Here is a 17,633-nt window from a genome sequence, read left to right as displayed (position 1 = left end):
GGAGCCGTGCGCGGGGCTATGCCCCGAGCAGGTGGTTCGGCAGGCGGCCCCCGGGCGCCTTCCCGCGGATCTCAAGCAGCTCGCGGGCGTGCTCCCACAGGCGCCGGTCCTCGTCGGAGACCGGCTCCCACCGGGGCACGGGCACCGCCGTCCCGGTCTCGTCCCGGGCCACCATGACGGTGAGGCAGTACGTGGTGAGGTGCAGCTCGTGCCCGCGGGGCGAGCCCGAGCGGACGTGGACCGCGATGTGCATGCCCTTGGTCCCCGTGTACACGAGCCGCGCCTCAACCTCCACGACGTCCCCGATGAGCAGCGGCCGGTAGAACCGGACCCCGCCGGAGAACACCGCGACGGCGTCCCGCCCGCAGTACCGCGAGGCGCACACGTACGCCGCCTCGTCGATCCACTTCATGACCGTGCCGCCGTGGACCTTGCCGCCCCAGTTGACATCGGTCGGGGCCGCGAGGAACCGCAGGACCACCCGCTCGGCGGTGCCGGCCTCGGTGTACTCCTGGCGCTTCATGGACGCGACGATCTCGTCCCGCACCGCGATGCGGGCCTTCGCGTGCGCCTCCGCCTCGCGCTCATCCTCGGTGCGCGGCACCCACGCGGGGACCTCGACCGGGCGCCCGTCCTCGCCGACCGCCACGAAGATCACGAGGCAGTCGCTGCGCATCGTGGGCGTGCCGCCCTTCGGGTCGCCTGAGGACACCACGGTGCGGATGTGCATCGAGCTGCGGCCGGTGTACACGATCGTGGCCGTGACCTCGACCATGTCCCCGACGTTGACGGGGTCGGCGAAGTGGATGTTGCCCACGTACGCGGTCACGCAGTACGTCTTCGCCCAGCCCACGGCCGCCGCGTACGCCGCCTTGTCGACCCACTCGAGGACCGTGCCGGCGTCGACGGAGCCGGAGTGGCCCTTGTCCGTCGGCGCCGCGAGGAAGCGGAGCGTGACCTCGTTGGACTGCCGCGGGCCCGCAGCGGCCGGCGGGACGGCGGCGGGAGGCGCGCCGCCGGCGTCGTGCGCCATGCCCTAGCCCCAGAGCCGCTGGGTCGCGAGCCGGGCGCCCTCGGAGAGCGCCTCGAGCTTGGCCCACGCGATCTGCGGGTGGACGCGGCCGCCGAGCCCGCAGTCGGTGGAGGCGATGACCCGCTCCCGGCCCACGATCGACGCGAAGTTCTCGATGCGGTCCGCGACCAGCTCCGGGTGCTCCACCACGTTGGTCGCGTGCGAGACCACGCCCGGGGCGATCGTCTTGTCCTCGGGCAGGTCCAGGTCCCGCCAGACCTTCCACTCGTGCTCGTGGCGGACGTTGCCCGCCTCGAACGAGTAGGAGCCGGCGTTGATGGAGAGCATCGTCTCGGCGAGGTCCCTGAACGGGATGTCCGTGGTGTGCGGGCCGTGCCAGGAGCCCCAGCACAGGTGGAACCGGATCTGCTCCTGCGGCAGGCCGCGGATGGCGTGGTTGAGGGCCTCGACGCGGACCTGGGTGAACTTGAGGTAGTCCGCCAGGCTGGGCTCGGGGTTGATCATGTCCCAGTTCTCGGCGATCGAGGGGTCATCGATCTGGACGGTGAGGCCCGCGTCGATGATGGCCTTGTACTCCTCGCGCATGGCGTCGGCACACGCGAAGACCAGCTCCTCCTCGTCCTGGTAGTACTCGTTGAGGAGCCGGCTCGCGGAGCCGGGGGAGAGCGCGGGGAGGAAGCCGGTCTCGTAGCCGTTCGCGGCGAGGGCGGCCTTGAGGTTGGCGACGTCGCGCTGCACGGCCTCCTGCCCGATGTACGTGATGGGGCCGGTGACCGTGGGCTGGGCGACGGACTTGCGGCCGGTGAGGATGAACGAGTTCGGGTCGTTGTAGGCCTCGTTGAACCGGACCCGGTCCCGGCGGTCCCGCATCGTGGTGAGGCGGATGTGGCCGGGCTCCGAGCGGATCTCCTCGGTCATCTGCCAGCGGTCCACCCCGCCCTGCGAGAGGCCGCCGAGGCGGGCGAAGGAGTAGTTCCACCAGGCCCCGTAGTCCACGGAGTTGGACATGGTGTGGCCGTACTCGCCGTCGTTGGGCAGGGTGATCCCCGCCTCGCGCTGCTTCGCGACGATGTCCTTGACGGAGCCGGCGAGGAGGTCCTCGAACGCCGCCGAATCGTCCGGGTTCTCGGCCTGCGCGGCGTTCGCCGCGAGCAGCTCGGGCGTGCGGGGGAGCGATCCGGCGTGCGAGACCTGGATGGAGTCGGTGTTGTGCATGGGGCCAGTCTTGCCGATCCGGGCTGGCGTCCGCGAGTGTGTGCGCGTGTGTGAACCCGCCGGTAGGACGCGCTCAGTCGCGGTCGGTGTCGCCGAACCCGGTGTGCACGGCGCCGGCGGCATCAGGGATGCCCGCAGCGCCGGAGGTGCCCAGGCCCGCGGTGTGGGGACGGCGCTTCGGCCTCGCCGGCTCGGGCGGAGCAGGGAGTTCGACGCGCGGCTCGCCGGGCGGAGTGTCCGCGTACCGGCGCGCATCGTGCAGCTGGAAGGACTCCTGGTTGTGGCCGTAGTTCTCGCCCTGGCTGTAGCCGTCATCGAGCGGCGCGTCGTGGTCGTATGCCGCAAGGCCCGGCGGCGGCGGCACGCGATCGTCCTGTTCCATACGGGAACCGTAGTCATACTGCGCCGCCGGGCGCCAGACCTTTCCGCCATGCGGCGCGAGTGGCCGGCGGCGGCCCGGGGCCATCGTCAGACGAACGCCGAGGCCCCCGTGACGGCCCGGCCCACGATGAGCGAGTTGATCTCGTAGGTGCCCTCGTAGGTGTAGAGGACCTCGGCGTCGCCGAACAGCTTCGCCATCTCGTAGTCGGTCGTGATGCCGTTGCCGCCCAGCAGCGAGCGGCCCATGGCCACCGAGGCGCGGGCGAGCCGGGTGGTGGTCGCCTTCGCCATCGCCGACTGCGCCATCTCGAGCCGGCCGGCCTCCTGGATGCGGGCGAGCTCGACCATGAGGGACAGGGACGCCTGGGCGTTGCCGAGGATCTCGGAGAGCTGCTGCTGGATCAGCTGGAAGCCTGCGAGGGGCCTGCCGAACTGCACCCGCTCGAGCGCGTACGCGCGGGCGATGTCGAACGCGGCGAGCTGGATCCCCGCCGCCTGCCAGCCGACCCACGCGCGGGAGTCCCGCAGGAGCTCGTTGGCACGGTCGAACGCCGTGGCGCCGGGCAGAAGGTTCGCCTCGGGCACCCGGACCCCGTCGAGCACGAGGTCCGCGTTCTGCATGATCCGCAGGCCGATCTTGTTCGCGATCTTCGTGGCCGTGAAGCCGGGCCTGTCCGTCTCGACGATGAACGCCTTGATCGCGCCGTCCGCCGTGTCCCGAGCCCAGACGAGGACGAAGTCGGCAATGGTGCCCGCCCCGATCCATCGCTTCGCCCCGTGCAGGACCCAGCCGTCGCCGTCGCGCGTCGCGGTCGTGGCGAGGCCGCCGGCGATGTCCGAGCCGTGCTCGGGCTCGGTGAGCGCGAATGCGCCGAGGGCCGTGAACGACTCGAGGCCCGGCAGCCAGCGCCGCTTCTGCTCCTCGGAGCCGAGCTCGTGGACCATGCCCACCACGAGCTCGTTGTGGATCCCCACCAGCGCAGACAGGGAGACGTCGGCGCGGGCGGTCTCCATGTACGCGAGCCCCTGGAACAGGCGGGACGAGCCGTCCGTCTGGAGCCGGCCGAGGCCCAGGGACGCGAGCTTCGGGAGGAGCTCGAAGGGGAACTCCTCGCGGTTCCAGAAGGGGGCGGTGAGGGGCCGGACCTCACGCTGGAGGACCTCCCGCAGCTCGGCGAAGCGCTCCCGCTCTGCAGGGGAGAGCAGGTCCGCCATATGCATGAGGTCCGCGTCCGGAAAGGGGAGCGGGGAGGCGGAAGCCGGGCGGAGCGGGGCTGGTGCGTGGAGCATGGGGACCTCTTCATCGCGGCGCTGTTCAAACCCTAGGATGTCCAACTATATTTCATCGTGACGGAGATCACTAGGACGGAAAGGCGAGGCGATGACTGTCACCGACGACTTCAGGGCTGCCCGCGACAGGCTGCTCGAGCTCCGCGAGGACTACGCCCGCGCCCACGCGGAGTTCGCCTGGCCCCGGTTCGCGGAGTTCAACTTCGCCCTCGACTGGTTCGACGCCCTCGGCGCCGATCCGGTGCGCGGGAGCCAGCCCGCCCTCGTGATCGTGGAGCAGGACGGCAGCTCGACCCGCCGCACGTTCGCCGAGCTCTCGGCCCGCTCCTCGCAGGTGGCCACGTGGCTCCGAGGCCAGGGCGTGCGGCGCGGCGACCGCATGATCATCATGCTCGGCAACCAGATCGAGCTCTGGGAGCTCATGCTCGCCGGGATCAAGCTCGGCGTCGTCATGATCCCCACCACCACGCTCATGGGCCGCCGGGACCTCGAGGACCGCGTGGAGCGCGGCGGCGCCCACTGGGTCGCCGTCGGCGGGGCGAACGCGCACAAGTTCGACGACGTGCCGGGCGCCTACCGCCTCATCGTCGTCGGGGGCGCCGGTGCGGAGCCTGCCCCTGCGCGCGAGGCCCTCGACTACGCGGGCTCGGCCGAGGCCAGCGCCGACTTCGTCCCGGACGCCCCGACCAAGGCCGATGAGACGCTCCTGCTCTACTTCACCTCCGGCACCACCTCGCGGGCCAAGCTCGTGGAGCACACCCACGTCTCCTACCCCGTGGGGCACCTCTCGACGATGTACTGGATCGGCCTCGAGCCCGGCGATGTGCACCTCAACGTCGCCTCGCCGGGCTGGGCCAAGCACGCGTGGTCCAACGTCTTCACCCCCTGGATCGCCGAGGCCACAGTGTTCATCTACAACTACGAGCGCTTCGACGCCTCCGCCCTCATGGACCAGATGGGCCGCGAGGGCGTCACGAGCTTCTGCGCCCCGCCCACCGTGTGGCGCATGCTCATCCAGTCCGACCTCGCCCAGCTCAAGACCCCGCCGCGGAAGGTCGTCTCCGCCGGCGAGCCGCTCAACGCCGAGGTCATCGGGCAGGTGCGCAAGGCCTGGGGCGTGATCATCCGCGACGGCTTCGGCCAGACCGAGACCACCGTCCAGGTCGCCAACACCCCGGGCCAGCCCGTCACCGTCGGTGCGATGGGACGCCCGCTGCCGGGCTACGACGTCGTGCTCGTGGACCCCGCCACCGGGGAGGAGGCGGACGACGGCGAGCTCTGCCTCCGCCTCGACCCCCGCCCCGTGGGGCTCATGAAGGGCTACTACGGCGACCCCGAGAAGACCGCCGACGCCTTCCGCGGCGGCTACTACCACACGGGCGACATGGCCACGCGGGACGCCGACGGCGTCATCACCTACGTGGGCCGCGGCGACGACGTGTTCAAGTCCTCCGACTACCGGCTCTCCCCGTTCGAGCTCGAGAGCGTGCTGATCGAGCACCCGGCCGTCGCCGAGGCCGCCGTGGTGCCGTCCCCCGACGAGGTGCGCCTCTCGGTGCCGAAGGCGTTCGTGGTGCTAGCCGGCGGGTACGAGCCCGGGCCAGAGATCGCCGAGGAGATCCTGCGGTACTGCCGCAGCCAGCTCGCCCCGTTCAAGCGGATCCGCCGCATCGAGTTCAGCGAGCTGCCCAAGACCATCTCGGGCAAGATCCGCCGGGTCGAGCTGCGCCACACAGAGCAGGCGCGGCACTCGGCGGCGGCCGGCGCGTCCGCCGGCGGGTACGGCATCGAGTACGCCGAGGCCGACTTCCCCGGTCTGAGAGACTAGCCAGCACATCCAGGCTGTGACAGGAGGACCATGGGCGACCCGCTTCCCCGCGACCCGATCGCCGACGCCCGGCGCAACTGGGAACGGAACGGATGGGCTGACGTCGCGGCGCCCATGGCCGCCATCACGGCGATCATGCGGACCCAGCAGATCCTCATCGCCCGCATCGAGGACGTGCTCAAGCCCCTCGGGCTCACGTTCGCGCGGTACGAGATGCTCGCGCTGCTCAGCTTCGCCCGCACCGGCTCGCTGCCGATGAGCAAGGCCAGCGCGCTCCTGCAGGTGCACCCCACGTCGGTGACCAACGCCGTGGACCGGCTCGAGGGCGCCGGGTACGTCACGCGCACGCCGCACCCCACCGACGGGCGCACCACGCTCATCGAGCTCACGGACAGCGGCCGCGCGCTCGCGGAGAAGGCCACGGTGGCGCTCAACGCCGAGGTGTTCGGGCGGTCCGGCTTCACCGGCGAGGACGTCGATGCGCTCCTGCGCATCCTCGGCGACTTCCGCCGCCAGGCCGGCGACTTCACCGAGTGACCCCGGGCCGGCGCCGGGCAGCCGTGCTCAGGCGGTGCGGGGGAAGGGGTCCTCAGGTGGGGCCGGGCGCGGGGCGTTCGCCGAGGCCGGCGCGGCGGACCGGGCCTTCTCCGGGTAGCCCTCGGGCGCCGCGATGAGGTACACGATCATCACGACGAGCCCGAAGCCGATCAGCCCCAGGAGCAGGGTCAGCAGGAACCACATCTTGTCCTGCAGCTGGTACGAGTTCACGAGCGCCCCCACCCACGCCACGAACTGCGCGATGATGCCGCTCAACGCAATGAGGCCGCCCACGCAGATGAGGACGACCGTGGACCAGAAGGTCCCGCCCGGCGTCGGCACGAAGTCGTAGCCGTTGCCGCTGCGTGCGCTCACGTACGTCCCGCCGTACGCGAGCATGATGGCCGTGGCCACCCCGGCGACCACGAGGCCGGCCACCATGCCGATGATGCCCCAGATCCACGTCCTGGTGATGATTCCCTTGGTCATGTCAGGCTCCTCCCGCGCTCTGCAGGCGCGCCGCCCCCACGTCCGCCCGCAGCCCTTGCGTCCACGGTCCCCCCAGGGCGGCGGGGCGGAAAGGGCCTTTGGTCACCGCGGCCCGGCGGGGGAGGGGTCAGGCCTGGGACTGCTCCCGGATCGTGTTGATGATGCCCGAGAAGTCGGTGCCGGCTCCGCCCTGCGCGACGAACGAGTCGTAGATCCGGGAGGCGAGCTGGCCCATCTCCGCGGCCACCCCGGTGTGCTCGAGCGCGTTGACGGCGAGGCGGAGGTCCTTGGCCATGAGCGCCCCAGCGAACCCGGGCTGGTAGTCGCGGTTCGCCGGGCTCGTGGGCACGGGCCCGGGGACGGGGCAGTTCGTGGTGAGGGCCCAGCACTGGCCCGAGGCGTGCGCGGCGACGTCGAAGAGCGCCTCGTGCGTGAGCCCGAGCTTCTCGCCGAGCACGAACGCCTCGCTCACGGCGATCATGGAGACGCCGAGGATCATGTTGTTGCACACCTTGGCCGCCTGGCCCAGGCCGTGCGCGCCGCAGTGGACCACGCGCTTGCCCATGGTCTCCAGGATCGGGCGGACCACCGCGACGTCGTCGTCCTCCCCACCCACCATGAACGTCAGGGTCGCCGCCTCGGCGCCGACCACCCCGCCGGAGACGGGGGCATCCACCGACCGGTGGCCGGCGGCGATCGCCGCCTCGGCGGCCTCCTGCGCCTCCGTGACGTTGATCGTGGAGCAGTCGAGGAAGAGGGTGTTGGGCGGGGCGGCGGCGAGCAGGCCCTGCTGGCCCTCGGCGCCGCGGTAGGCGTCGAGGACGTGGCGGCCGCTCGGGAGCATGGTCAGGACGATCGCGGCCCCGGCCACGGCCTCGGTGGCCGTCTCCGCGAGGGGGATGCCGTGGGAGCGCGCGGCCTCCACGGCGGCGGGGACGGGGTCGTAGCCCAGAACCGTGTAGCCCGCCTTGAGCAGGTTCACCGCCATGGGCCCGCCCATGTGGCCGAGGCCGAGGAAGGCGATGGTTCCGGATGCGGACGGCTCACTCATGGGTGTCTCCTTCGGTCTCGTGCTGGCGGGTCACGGGGCCGCCACCCCTGCGGCGAGGCCCAGCTCCTCCGCGTCCAGTGGGGCGAAGCAGGCCTCGACGTCCTCGCGGCCCACCTCCGCGAGGGTGGGCGGGTTCCAGCGGGGGCTGCGGTCCTTGTCGATGACCTGGGCGCGGATCCCCTCGCGGAAATCGTGCCCGGCGAGCAGGCGGAGGCCAATCCGGTACTCCGTGTCGAGGGCCTCCTCGAGCGCGCCGGGGACGGGGCCTCGGGCCCGGGCCCGGCGCAGCGCCGCGAGCGTGACCTTCACGGCCAGCGGCGACTTCGTCTCGATCGCTGCCGCCGTCTCCCACGCGGCAGGGACGGGGTTGGCCTTCAGCCGGCGCACGATCTCCTCGGCGTCGTCCGATGCGTACGCCTCGTCGATCCACCCCCGCTGCTCCGCGAGCTCCGAGAGGGGAGGCTCGACGGCGAGGCGCGCCACGGCGTCGTCCGCCGGCTCCGTCTCGAGCGCCTCCACGAGCTCGCCCAGCCGGGCGGCCGGGACGAAGAAGTCGGCGAGGCCCAGATGGAGGGCGTCCGCGCCGTCCAGATGGGCGCCGGTCAGCGCCGCGTGCGTGCCGGACTCGCCGGGCGCGTTGGCGAGCAGGAGCGTGCCGCCGACATCCGGCACGAACCCGATCGTGGTCTCCGGCATGCCCATCCGCGTCCGTTCCGTCACGACCCGGTGCGAGCCGTGCACCGAGACGCCCACCCCGCCGCCCAGCACGAGCCCGTCCATGAGGGCCACATAGGGCTTCGGGTAGCGGCTGATCAGCGAGTTGAGCCGGTACTCGGTGGCCCAGAAGTCCTCCGTCGCGTGGCCGCCGTCCAGCATGTCCCGGTAGATCGCGACGATGTCCCCGCCGGCGCACAGTCCCCGCTCGCCGGCGCCGCGCACGAGGACGGTCTCGACGGCGTCATCCGCCGCCCACGCGGTGAGCCGGGCGAGCATGGCCTCCGCCATGCCCGCCGTGAGCGCGTTGACGGCACGGGGCCGGTTGAGCACGACGACGGCGAGCCGCCCCCGCCGCTCGAACAGGACCTCGTCGTCGCCCGCGGCGGACGCCTCCGTGGGCGCGGACATTCAGCTGCCCGCCGGCATCACGAAGCTCGCGCCCTGGCGGACGCCGGAGGGCCAACGGGTGGTGACGGTCTTGGTCTTGGTGAAGAACCGGAACGCGTCCGGGCCATGCTGGTTGAGGTCGCCGAAGCCCGAGGCCTTCCAGCCGCCGAACGTGTAGTAGGCGATCGGCACGGGGATCGGCACGTTGACCCCGACCATGCCCACCTCGACGCGGCTGGCGAAGTCGCGGGCGGCGTCGCCGTCGCGGGTGAAGATCGCGACGCCGTTGCCGAACTCGTGCTCGCTGCACAGGCGCAGCGCCTCGTCGTAGTCCGCTGCCCGGACCACGCTCAGCACGGGGCCGAAGATCTCCTCGCGGTAGATCGACATCTCCTTGGTGACCCGGTCGAACAGCGTGGGGCCCACCCAGAAGCCGCCCTCGTAGCCGTCCACCGTGTGGCCGCGGCCGTCCACGAGCAGCTCGGCGCCGTCCTCGGCGCCCTGGGCAATGTAGCCCTCGATCCGCTCCTTGGCCGACGCCGCGACGACCGGCCCGAAGTCCACGTCCTTGTCCATGCTCGCGCCCACGCGGAGGCCCTTGATCCGCTCCTGCAGCTTGGCGACGAGCGCGTCCGCGGTTTCCTCGCCCACCGGGACGGCTACTGAGATGGCCATGCAGCGCTCGCCGGCGGAGCCGTAGCCGGCGCCGATGAGGGCGTCCGCCGCCATGTCGAGGTCGGCATCCGGCAGGATGACCATGTGGTTCTTGGCGCCACCGAAGCACTGGGCGCGCTTGCCCTGGGCCGCAGCGCCGGCATAGATCGCCTGGGCGATGGGCGTGCTGCCCACGAAGCCGATCGCCTTGACGCGCGGGTCCTCGATGAGCGCGTCCACGGCCTCCTTGTCGCCGTTGACCACATTGAACACGCCGTCCGGCAGGCCCGCCTCGGTGAGGAGCTCCGCGAGGCGGAGCGGGACCGAGGGGTCGCGTTCGCTCGGCTTGCAGATGAACGCGTTGCCCGCGGCGAGGGCCGGCCCCGCCTGCCACAGCGGGATCATGGCAGGGAAGTTGAACGGGCTGATCCCGGCGACCACGCCGAGCGGCTTGCGCAGCGAATGCACGTCGATGCCCGTGCCCACGCTGTCGGAGAACTCGCCCTTGAGCAGGTGCGGGGCGGCGCCGGCGGAGAACTCGACAACCTCGAGGCCGCGCTGGACATCGCCCTTCGAGTCGGCGAAGGTCTTGCCGTGCTCGGAGGAGAGGAGCTCGGCGAGCTCGTCCATGTGCTCGTTGGCGAGGTCGACGAACTTGAGCAGGATCCGGCCGCGGCGCTGCGGGTTCATGGCGGCCCACTCGGCTTGGCCCTTCTCCGCGTTGGCGATCGCCTCGCGGACCTCGTCGCGGCTGGCGAGCGGGAGCCGGGCCTGGACCTCGCCCGTGCAGGGGTTGTAGACGTCGCCGAAGCGGCCGGAGGTCCCGTCGACGCGGGCGCCGCCGATGTAGTGGTACAGGTCGTGGACCATGGAAAGCTCCTTTGCTCGTGTGTGATCCAGGTCATCTGGGACCGAAGATACTCGGACTTCCAAGTAATTGCCAGAGGCTTCGGTCCCGCCGTGGCGTCACACTGCGCCGAAGTCACCCCGTGGGTCCGCGAGGTCGGGTCGCGGAGACGCGAAGTCACCCCGTGGGTGCGCGAGGTCGGGGTGACGTCGGCGGCCTGCGGGGTGACCTCGGCGTCCGGCGGGGTGACCTCGGCGGGGAGGGCCAGCTAGGCGATCTTGTCGAACAGCCCCGCGAGCTCGGCCGTCAGCGCCCGCGCGAGCTCGGGGTCGGCCCCGATCGCCTTGCCGTCCACGTGGTTCACCGGGGTGAGCAGGCGCACCGAGGAGATGAGCCACACGGCGTCCGCGTCGAACAGGTCCTCCGGCTCGAGCGGGCCGTACCCGAGTTCCCAGCCGGCCTCCTTGGCGGCCGCGAACAGCGCCCCCTGCGACGTGCCCGGGAGGATGCCGGAGTCGAGCTGGGGGGTGACGAGCCTCTTGAGGGTGAGGCGGCCGGCGTCGTCCTTCTCGGCGTGCGCGATGAGCACGGTGGAGGTGGGCCCCTCGAGGACCTTGCCATCGGCGGAGGTGAAGATGACGTCGTCGGCGCTGTGCGTGTGGGCGTAGCGCAGCGCGGCCATGTTCACCGCGTAGGAGAGGGTCTTCGCGCCGAGGAGGAGCCACGGGGCCCGCTCGGCGAGGTCGGAGTCGTAGCCGCGGTCCAGGAGCAGGACGTCGATGCCCTCCTCGCGCTGCCGCTTCGCCGCCGGCGCCGGCGCGGAGGCGGCGACCCAGCACGTGGCCTCGTGCGCGCCCTCGACCCCCCGGGTCGCCACGAGCTTCACGACAACCTCGGTGAGGGGGCCGACCACGCGCTGGTACTCGTCGAGCGCCGTCACGATGGCCCGCTCCCAGGCCTCGTGGTCGGGCACCTCGAGCTCGAGCAGCGCCGCGCTGCGGGTCATCCGGGCCAGGTGGGCCGGGAGCTTGCGCACGTGCCCGTCCAGGACGAGGAGCGTCTCGAACACCCCGTCGCCGCGCGTGGCCCCGAGATCGGTGGCGAACAGCTGCGGCTTCGTGGCGTCCTCGATCCGCCCGTCGGGGAACGCGCGGTCGAGGAACGTCAGGACGGTGTGAGTCATGGGGACAGCTTAGGCTGTGCCCATGCTCCTCCAGTTGCCGCTGATCGGCCTCCTGCCCGATTGGCTCACCTTCGCCCTCGGCGTCGTCGATCTCGTGATCCGCGTCGCCGTGCTCGGCATCATCCCCGGGAACCGCCGGCCCACGACGGCGATGGCGTGGCTGCTGGCCATCTTCTTCATCCCGACCATCGGGCTGCTGGTGTTCCTCCTCTTCGGCAACTTCCGCTTCTCGGGCCGCCGCCGGGACCAGCAGCAGGAGGTCAACGCGCGCGTCCGGGCGGCGCTCGCCGACTCGCACGACGTCGACACCACCTTCCCGGGCCCGGAGTGGCTGCACTCGGCCGCCGAGCTCAACCGCGGGCTCGGCTCGCTGCCCATGGTCAACGGCAACCAGGTCCGCCTCATCCCCGGCTACGAGGACGCGATCGCCGAGATGGCGGAGGCGGTGCGCGGTGCGAAGCGGTTCGTCAACGCCGAGTTCTACATCGTCAGCTGGGACGAGGTCACCGAGGACTTCTTCGCGGCCCTCACCGAGGCCGCCGAGCGCGGCGTCGAGGTCCGCTTCCTCTTCGACCACATCGGCACGCTGCGCATCAAGGGCTACCGCACGTTCCTCAAGCGGCTCAAGGCCACGAAGGTCCAGTGGCGGCGGATGCTCCCCGTCATGCCCGTCCACGGCCAGTGGCGCCGGGTGGACCTGCGCAACCACCGCAAGATCCTCGTCGTGGACGGCGAGGTCGCGTTCACGGGCTCCCTGAACCTGATCGAGCGCTCCTACCATCGGCGGGCCAAGCGCAAGTGGGTCGAGCTCATGGCCCGCCTCGAGGGCCCGGTGGTCACGACCCTCAACGTCGTCTTCGCCACCGACTGGCTCTCGGAGACGGACGTGCTCCTCGAGGACCAGCTCGAGGCCGCGGAGCACGCCGGCGACGCCCCAGCGCAGGTGGTGCCCAGCGGCCCGGCGTTCGCGAACGAGAACAACCTGCGCCTCTTCAACACCCTCATCTACTCGGCCCAGCGCCGGCTCTCGATCTGCAGCCCCTACTTCGTCCCGGACGACTCGCTCCTCTATGCGGTCACGACAGCGGCGCAGCGCGGCGTCGACGTCGAGCTGTTCGTCTCGGAACAGGGCGACCAGTTCCTCGTCCACCACGCCCAGCAGTCCTACTACGAGCAGCTGCTCACGGCGGGCGTGAAGATCTACCGCTACCCCAAGCCGTACGTCCTGCACGCCAAGCACTTCACCGTGGACCACGAGGTCGCCGTCCTGGGCTCGTCCAACATGGACATGCGCTCCTTCTCGCTCAACATGGAGGTCTCGCTCATGCTCCCCGGGGGCGAGATCGTGGACCAGATGCGCCGGGTCGAGGACATGTACCGCGAGGTGAGCAAGCGCCTCGACCTGCAGGAATGGCGGCGCCGGCCGATGCTCAGCCGCTACGTGGACAACGTCGCCCGGCTCACCGCCACGCTCCAGTAGCCCGCGGCGGCCGAGCGGAGCCGGGGCCCGGCCTCAGTCCTCCGGGAACTCCGAGCCGAGCGCGCTGAGGACCGCGAACGCCTTGGCCCGGATCTCGTCGTGCTCGCCGGCGGGATCTGAGTCGGCCACGACGGCACCGCCCACCCCGAGCGTGAGGCGCGTGGCGCCGTCGTCCGCGGCGTCCATCACGAGGGTGCGGATCACCACCGAGAGGTCCGCGGCCCCCGTGCGGGAGAAGTAGCCGATCACCCCGGAGTAGACGCCGCGCGGGCCCGCCTCGAGCCGGTCCAGGATCGCCATGGTGCTGATCTTCGGCGCGCCCGTCATGGAGCCGGGCGGGAACGCTGCCGCGACGGCCTCGGCGCGGGAGGCGCCCGGGCGGAGGCGGGCGTCGACGGTGCTCACGAGCTGGTGGACCGTCGCGTAGGTCTCGACGGCGAACAGCCGCGACACCCGCACGGACCCCGGGACCGCGTGGTGGCTCAGGTCGTTGCGCAGCAGGTCCACGATCATGAGGTTCTCGGCCCGGTCCTTGGGGTTCGCGGCGAGCTCGGCGCGCACTCGCTCGTCCGCGGCGGCGTCCTCCGGCGACCCGCCGGGTGAGCGGCGGCGGGTGCCCTTGATCGGCTCGGCCCGCAGCCCGCCGTCCGCCGCGACGGACAGGAAGCGCTCGGGCGAGGTGCTCGCGATCGCGAGGCTCCCGAAGCGGGCGAACGCCGCGAACGGCGCCGGGCTGCGGCGGCGGAGCGCGCCGTAGACGTCCAGGGGCACGACGCCGGGCCGGTCGCCCTGCGCGGGGACCGTCGCCTCGAGCGTGGTGGTGAGGCAGGCCTCGTACGTGTTCCCCTCGGCGATCTCGGCCTGGGCCGCGCGCACCTTGTCCATGTACTCCGCGGCGGTGTCCCGGGCGGTGAAGGCGGGCGGCGCCGCCGAGGTCACCCCGTGGGCCGCCGAGGTCACCCCGTGGGCCGCCGAGGTCACCCCGCTGGGCGCCGAGGTCACCCCGTGGGGTGCCGAGGTCGGGGTTTCGCGCGCCGCGGCGCTGCGCTCACGTGCCGCCGCGCACTCCCGGACGGCGGCGACAGCCCGGTCGAGCCACGGTCCGGCGTCCTCTGCGTCGAGGGCCAGGACCCAAGCCTCGCCCGCCGCGTGGTCAAGGACCACTGCGCGGGCCGCGAAGACGAGCTGGGCGTCCGGCAGCCCGGGGTCCACGTCGGATCCGCCGCACTCCCGCTTCAGCTCGTAGCCGAGGTACCCGAGCCACCCGAGCGCGAACCCGCACTCGAGCCCCGATACCGCGGCAGCCTGGCCGGGGCCCCACTCGGCGTCGAGCCAGCGGAAGAACGGGATGTCGGAGCGCACGGAGACCGGCGCGTCCGTCGCGGGCCCGTGGACCACCTCGGTCCGTCCGCGCCGGTGTGCCATGCGCCGCCCGAGCAGCCCGCCGTCGTCCGCCATGACGCTGAAGTGGTTCCGCGGGGTGACGTCGGCGTTCGACGGGGTGACGTCGACGTTCGGCGGGGTGACGTCGGCGTTCGGCGGGGTGACGTCGGCGTTCGACGGGGTGACGTCGGCGTCGGAGGAGTCGAGCCAGACCGCCGCCGCGGACGCGCCGAACAGCGACCGGAAGAGCCGCTCCGGATCGGGCGCCGCCTTGAGTCGACGGACGACGGCGGGCGCGGACTCGCGCGCGGAGCGTTCGGGCGCGAGGAGCCCCCACAGCGACGGCAGCCCGGCGAGGGCGGCGAGCACCCGGCCGGCGAGCCCGTCGGGCCGTTCGGTGCCCGAGGGCGAGGCGACGGTGACGGCGGCGGCCGCGGGGACGTCGTCGTGCGCCAGCCAGGCGTCCTCCTGGGCGGCCCAGCGGTCCCAGTGCGGCGCGTAGAGGTCCCCGTCCCGGGCGAGGGCGCGCCGCCGGCGCTCGTCTGCTGGGGCGTCCACCCACACCACCGCGTCCGCGAGGGCGCGCAGGGGAGCGGCGCCCGCGCCGACCCCCTCGAGGATCACCACGTCGGCGGGCTCGCTCAGGCGCTCGGGGCCGTCGGCGCCGCGCTCCCAGTCCCACGGGCGCCAGCGGGCCTCCTCGCCCCGGCGCAGGGGGGCGAGCACGTGGGCGGCGCACCGGGAGATGCCGTCGGCGAGGCCGTCCCACCCCGGGTAGACGTCCTCGAGGTGGACGAGGGTGACGGTGCGGTGCTCGCGCAGCGCCGCCGCGAGCTCGACGGCCAGGGACGTCTTCCCCGCGCCCGACCTCCCGTCGAGCAGGATCACGGACGGCACGCGCGCCGGGACGGAGGGCCCCACGTGCTCAGGCGTCGACGGCCAGGCCGAGCGTGGCGAGCTCGCGCCGCACGTGGGCGATGATCCCGGGCACCGAGGCGGCGATGAGGCGCCAGGTGGTCTCGAAGTCGCCCTGGTCGCCGAACCACGGATCCTCGATCCCCTGGTCGAGGTGGTCCAGATGGGCGACGGCGGGGTCGAACTCGCGCAGCATGCGCACCTTCTCGGCGGCCCCCAGCGGGGCCTGCTCCCGCAGGTGCCCGTAGTGGTCCACGTCGAGGGCGAGGATCAGCTCCCGCTCGCTGTACCAGGCCGGCTCGAACTGGCGCGCGATGTGGGTGTGGCTGCCCAGCCCGTGGGCGTCGAGGACGCGCGCGGCCCGGGGGTCGATCGGCCGCCCGACCTCGTAGCTGGTGGTGCCCGCCGAATCGACGAGGACGTGCTCGGCGAGGCCGGCAGCGCGCAGGGCGTCGGCGAGCATGAACTCGGCCATGGGGGAACGGCAGATGTTCCCGGTGCAGACCGTGATGATCCGGTAGGGGCTCGCCGTCGAGTTCATGCGATCAAGCATAGGGTCCGCGGCGGCCGCGTCCCGCATCGGGGGCGCCCCGCCGCCGGTCCGTGACGGGGCGCTCAGACGACGGCGAGGAGGACGCCCACGCCGACGAACAGCACGCCGAAGACGCGGTTGAGCGTGCGCTGCCCGCGCTCGCTGCGGGTGAACCGCTGGAAGCTCTTGGCCGCGAGCGCGAAGAAGAACCACATCACCAGGATGTCCACCACGACGATCGTCGCCCCGATGATGAGGTACTGGCTCCACAGGGGGGACTCCGGGCGCACGAATCCGGGGATGAAGGCGAGGAAGAAGACGATGGCCTTGGGGTTGAGGAGGTTGACCCAGAGTCCGCGCTGGAACATGGACCATGCCGGCTCGTTGGCGAGGGCCGCTGCGGTCTCGGCGGAGGTGTCCGGCGTGCTGAAGAACTGCCGGACGCCGAGGTAGGCCAGGTAGGCGGCGCCCAGGTAGCGGATCACGTTGAACGCGAGCGGCGAGCCGGCCACGAGCACTCCGAGTCCGGCGGCGACCACGGCGAGGTGCACCACGAGGGCGGCCTGCTGTCCGAGCACGCCCCAGATGGCGCGGCGGAACCCGGAGGTGAGCGAGTTGCTCATGGTGTTGATGGCACCGGCGCCCGGGGTGAAGCTGATGAGCAGGCAGGCGCCCACGAGGGCGCCCCAGAGGGAAAGTGGCACCCCACCAGCGTAGGGCCGCGGCGGGGCGCGGCCTGCCAGCCGGGGCGCCCTCCAGGCCTAGGCATCCCGCCAGCCCTAGGCGCGGCCGATGACCTCGCCGTTGGGGATGAGGAACCAGCCGTCGGAGGAGGACCCCCAGCGGTGCCAGCCCGCAGCGATCCGCTCGAGGCCCGCCTGCTCGGCGAAGCCGTACTCGAGGGCCTGCTCGGCGAACGCGGAGTGCAGCACCCGCTCGCTCCACACCCGCGCCTGCCAGGCCCTCTGCTGAGGCGTCGCGTACAGCCAGTTGCTGCTGCTGGGGGAGACGTCGGTGAAGCCGGCCTCCTGCATCCAGCCCACGAGCCGGCGCCCGGCGTCCGGCTCGGCGCCGTTGCGCCGCGCGATGCGCTGGTAGAGGTCCATCCACTCGTCGAGCTCGTCCAGCTCGGGGTACCAGCTCATGCCGTGGAAGTCCGCGTCACGCACCGCCACCAGCCCGCCCGGCTTGGCGACGCGCCGCATCTCCCGCAGCGCCGCGACCGGGTCGGTGAGGTGCTGCAGGACCTGGTGGGCGTGGACCACGTCGAACGACTCGTCGTCGAGCTCGAGGTCGTACACGTTCCCCGCGATGAAGGAGGCGTTGCCGACCCCGCGCTCCTCGGCGAGGGCCCGGGCCTGGGCCACGATGTCCTCCGAGCGGTCCAGCCCCGTGACGTGCCCCGGGTCGACGAGCCGCGCGAAGTCGCACGTGATGCTCCCGGGCCCGCAGCCGACGTCGAGCACCGTCAGCCCGGGGGCGAGGTGGGGGAGGAGGAACGCGGCCGAGTTCTCGGCGGTCCGCGCCGCATGGGCGCGCACCACGCTCTCGTGGTGGCCGTGGGTGTAGACGTCTTCGGGGGTCTTGGCGGTGCTGTCCGGCGCTTCCATGGCACCACGTTAGGGGACGCGGTCACAGGAGCGTGTGAAGTTGGCTACTTATAGCACGGTTTCGCGGGGGTCGCCCCGCCCGGGCCCGTAAAGTGGAGGGC

At 72.3% G+C, this 17,633-nt stretch carries 16 protein-coding genes; 3 read left to right on the top strand and 13 right to left on the bottom strand.

Annotated features, from left to right (window positions below; genetic code table 11):
• Positions 1 to 16 precede the first annotated feature (16 nt).
• The 4 genes from J2W21_RS12170 to J2W21_RS12155 all read right to left on the bottom strand — a co-directional run bounded on the left by J2W21_RS12170 (position 17) and on the right by J2W21_RS12155 (position 3,919).
• Entirely contained in the window at positions 17 to 1,033 is a 1,017-nt protein-coding gene (locus tag J2W21_RS12170; protein WP_307114772.1) for an acyl-CoA thioesterase, read from the bottom strand.
• 3 nt (positions 1,034 to 1,036) lie between these two features.
• On the bottom strand, positions 1,037 to 2,248 hold the full coding sequence (locus tag J2W21_RS12165; RefSeq protein WP_307114771.1) for a cobalamin-independent methionine synthase II family protein: 1,212 nt from the start codon (positions 2,246 to 2,248) through the stop codon (positions 1,037 to 1,039).
• Positions 2,249 to 2,321: 73 nt separating this feature from the next.
• A complete protein-coding gene (locus tag J2W21_RS12160) occupies positions 2,322 to 2,630 on the bottom strand; it encodes a hypothetical protein (RefSeq protein WP_307114770.1) in 309 nt (102 codons plus the stop codon).
• An 86-nt stretch (positions 2,631 to 2,716) separates the two neighbouring features.
• A complete protein-coding gene (locus tag J2W21_RS12155) occupies positions 2,717 to 3,919 on the bottom strand; it encodes an acyl-CoA dehydrogenase family protein (protein WP_307114769.1) in 1,203 nt (400 codons plus the stop codon).
• A gap of 91 nt (positions 3,920 to 4,010) precedes the next feature.
• On the opposite strand from J2W21_RS12155, the gene J2W21_RS12150 reads away from it, so the two are divergent.
• Both J2W21_RS12150 and J2W21_RS12145 read left to right on the top strand, forming a co-directional pair.
• On the top strand, positions 4,011 to 5,747 hold the full coding sequence (locus J2W21_RS12150; protein WP_307114768.1) for an AMP-binding protein: 1,737 nt from the start codon (positions 4,011 to 4,013) through the stop codon (positions 5,745 to 5,747).
• Positions 5,748 to 5,777: 30 nt separating this feature from the next.
• Positions 5,778 to 6,284 (top strand): MarR family winged helix-turn-helix transcriptional regulator, encoded by a 507-nt coding sequence (locus tag J2W21_RS12145; RefSeq protein WP_307114767.1) that lies wholly within the window; start codon positions 5,778 to 5,780, stop codon positions 6,282 to 6,284.
• 27 nt (positions 6,285 to 6,311) lie between these two features.
• Here the strand turns inward: J2W21_RS12145 and J2W21_RS12140 are convergent, their stop codons facing one another.
• The 5 genes from J2W21_RS12140 to J2W21_RS12120 form a co-directional block, all read right to left on the bottom strand.
• Positions 6,312 to 6,773: a hypothetical protein gene (locus J2W21_RS12140; RefSeq protein WP_307114766.1), complete on the bottom strand. Its 462-nt coding sequence runs from the start codon at positions 6,771 to 6,773 to the stop codon at positions 6,312 to 6,314.
• A gap of 127 nt (positions 6,774 to 6,900) precedes the next feature.
• Positions 6,901 to 7,824 carry a 3-hydroxyisobutyrate dehydrogenase gene (gene mmsB, locus J2W21_RS12135; protein WP_307114765.1) on the bottom strand — a complete coding sequence of 308 codons (924 nt, stop codon included), beginning with the start codon at positions 7,822 to 7,824 and terminating at the stop codon, positions 6,901 to 6,903.
• A 30-nt stretch (positions 7,825 to 7,854) separates the two neighbouring features.
• Positions 7,855 to 8,949, bottom strand: coding sequence for an enoyl-CoA hydratase/isomerase family protein (locus J2W21_RS12130; RefSeq protein ID WP_307114764.1), 1,095 nt, complete (start codon positions 8,947 to 8,949; stop codon positions 7,855 to 7,857).
• Complete coding sequence (locus tag J2W21_RS12125) at positions 8,950 to 10,452, bottom strand: CoA-acylating methylmalonate-semialdehyde dehydrogenase (protein ID WP_307114763.1); 1,503 nt, start codon at positions 10,450 to 10,452, stop codon at positions 8,950 to 8,952.
• A 245-nt stretch (positions 10,453 to 10,697) separates the two neighbouring features.
• Positions 10,698 to 11,612 (bottom strand): aminodeoxychorismate lyase, encoded by a 915-nt coding sequence (locus J2W21_RS12120; RefSeq protein ID WP_307114762.1) that lies wholly within the window; start codon positions 11,610 to 11,612, stop codon positions 10,698 to 10,700.
• 22 nt (positions 11,613 to 11,634) lie between these two features.
• Between J2W21_RS12120 and cls the strand changes: the two genes are divergently transcribed.
• Positions 11,635 to 13,092: a cardiolipin synthase gene (gene cls, locus J2W21_RS12115; protein WP_307114761.1), complete on the top strand. Its 1,458-nt coding sequence runs from the start codon at positions 11,635 to 11,637 to the stop codon at positions 13,090 to 13,092.
• 33 nt (positions 13,093 to 13,125) lie between these two features.
• On the opposite strand, the gene J2W21_RS12110 is transcribed toward cls, so the two are convergent.
• The 4 genes from J2W21_RS12110 to J2W21_RS12095 all read right to left on the bottom strand — a co-directional run bounded on the left by J2W21_RS12110 (position 13,126) and on the right by J2W21_RS12095 (position 17,532).
• Positions 13,126 to 15,396, bottom strand: a complete 2,271-nt coding sequence (locus J2W21_RS12110) for a chorismate-binding protein (RefSeq protein ID WP_307114760.1) — start codon at positions 15,394 to 15,396, stop codon at positions 13,126 to 13,128.
• Positions 15,397 to 15,400: 4 nt separating this feature from the next.
• On the bottom strand, positions 15,401 to 15,931 hold the full coding sequence (locus J2W21_RS12105; RefSeq protein ID WP_307114759.1) for a low molecular weight protein-tyrosine-phosphatase: 531 nt from the start codon (positions 15,929 to 15,931) through the stop codon (positions 15,401 to 15,403).
• Positions 15,932 to 16,005: 74 nt separating this feature from the next.
• Positions 16,006 to 16,626 (bottom strand): LysE family transporter, encoded by a 621-nt coding sequence (locus tag J2W21_RS12100; RefSeq protein ID WP_307114758.1) that lies wholly within the window; start codon positions 16,624 to 16,626, stop codon positions 16,006 to 16,008.
• Between the two features lie 75 nt (positions 16,627 to 16,701).
• Entirely contained in the window at positions 16,702 to 17,532 is an 831-nt protein-coding gene (locus tag J2W21_RS12095) for a methyltransferase domain-containing protein (protein WP_307114757.1), read from the bottom strand.
• Positions 17,533 to 17,633: the final 101 nt, after the last annotated feature.

This window comes from Sinomonas atrocyanea (assembly GCF_030811715.1).
Classification (GTDB): Bacteria; Actinomycetota; Actinomycetes; order Actinomycetales; family Micrococcaceae; genus Sinomonas; species Sinomonas atrocyanea_A.
This window is presented reverse-complemented; position numbering and strand designations above follow the sequence as displayed.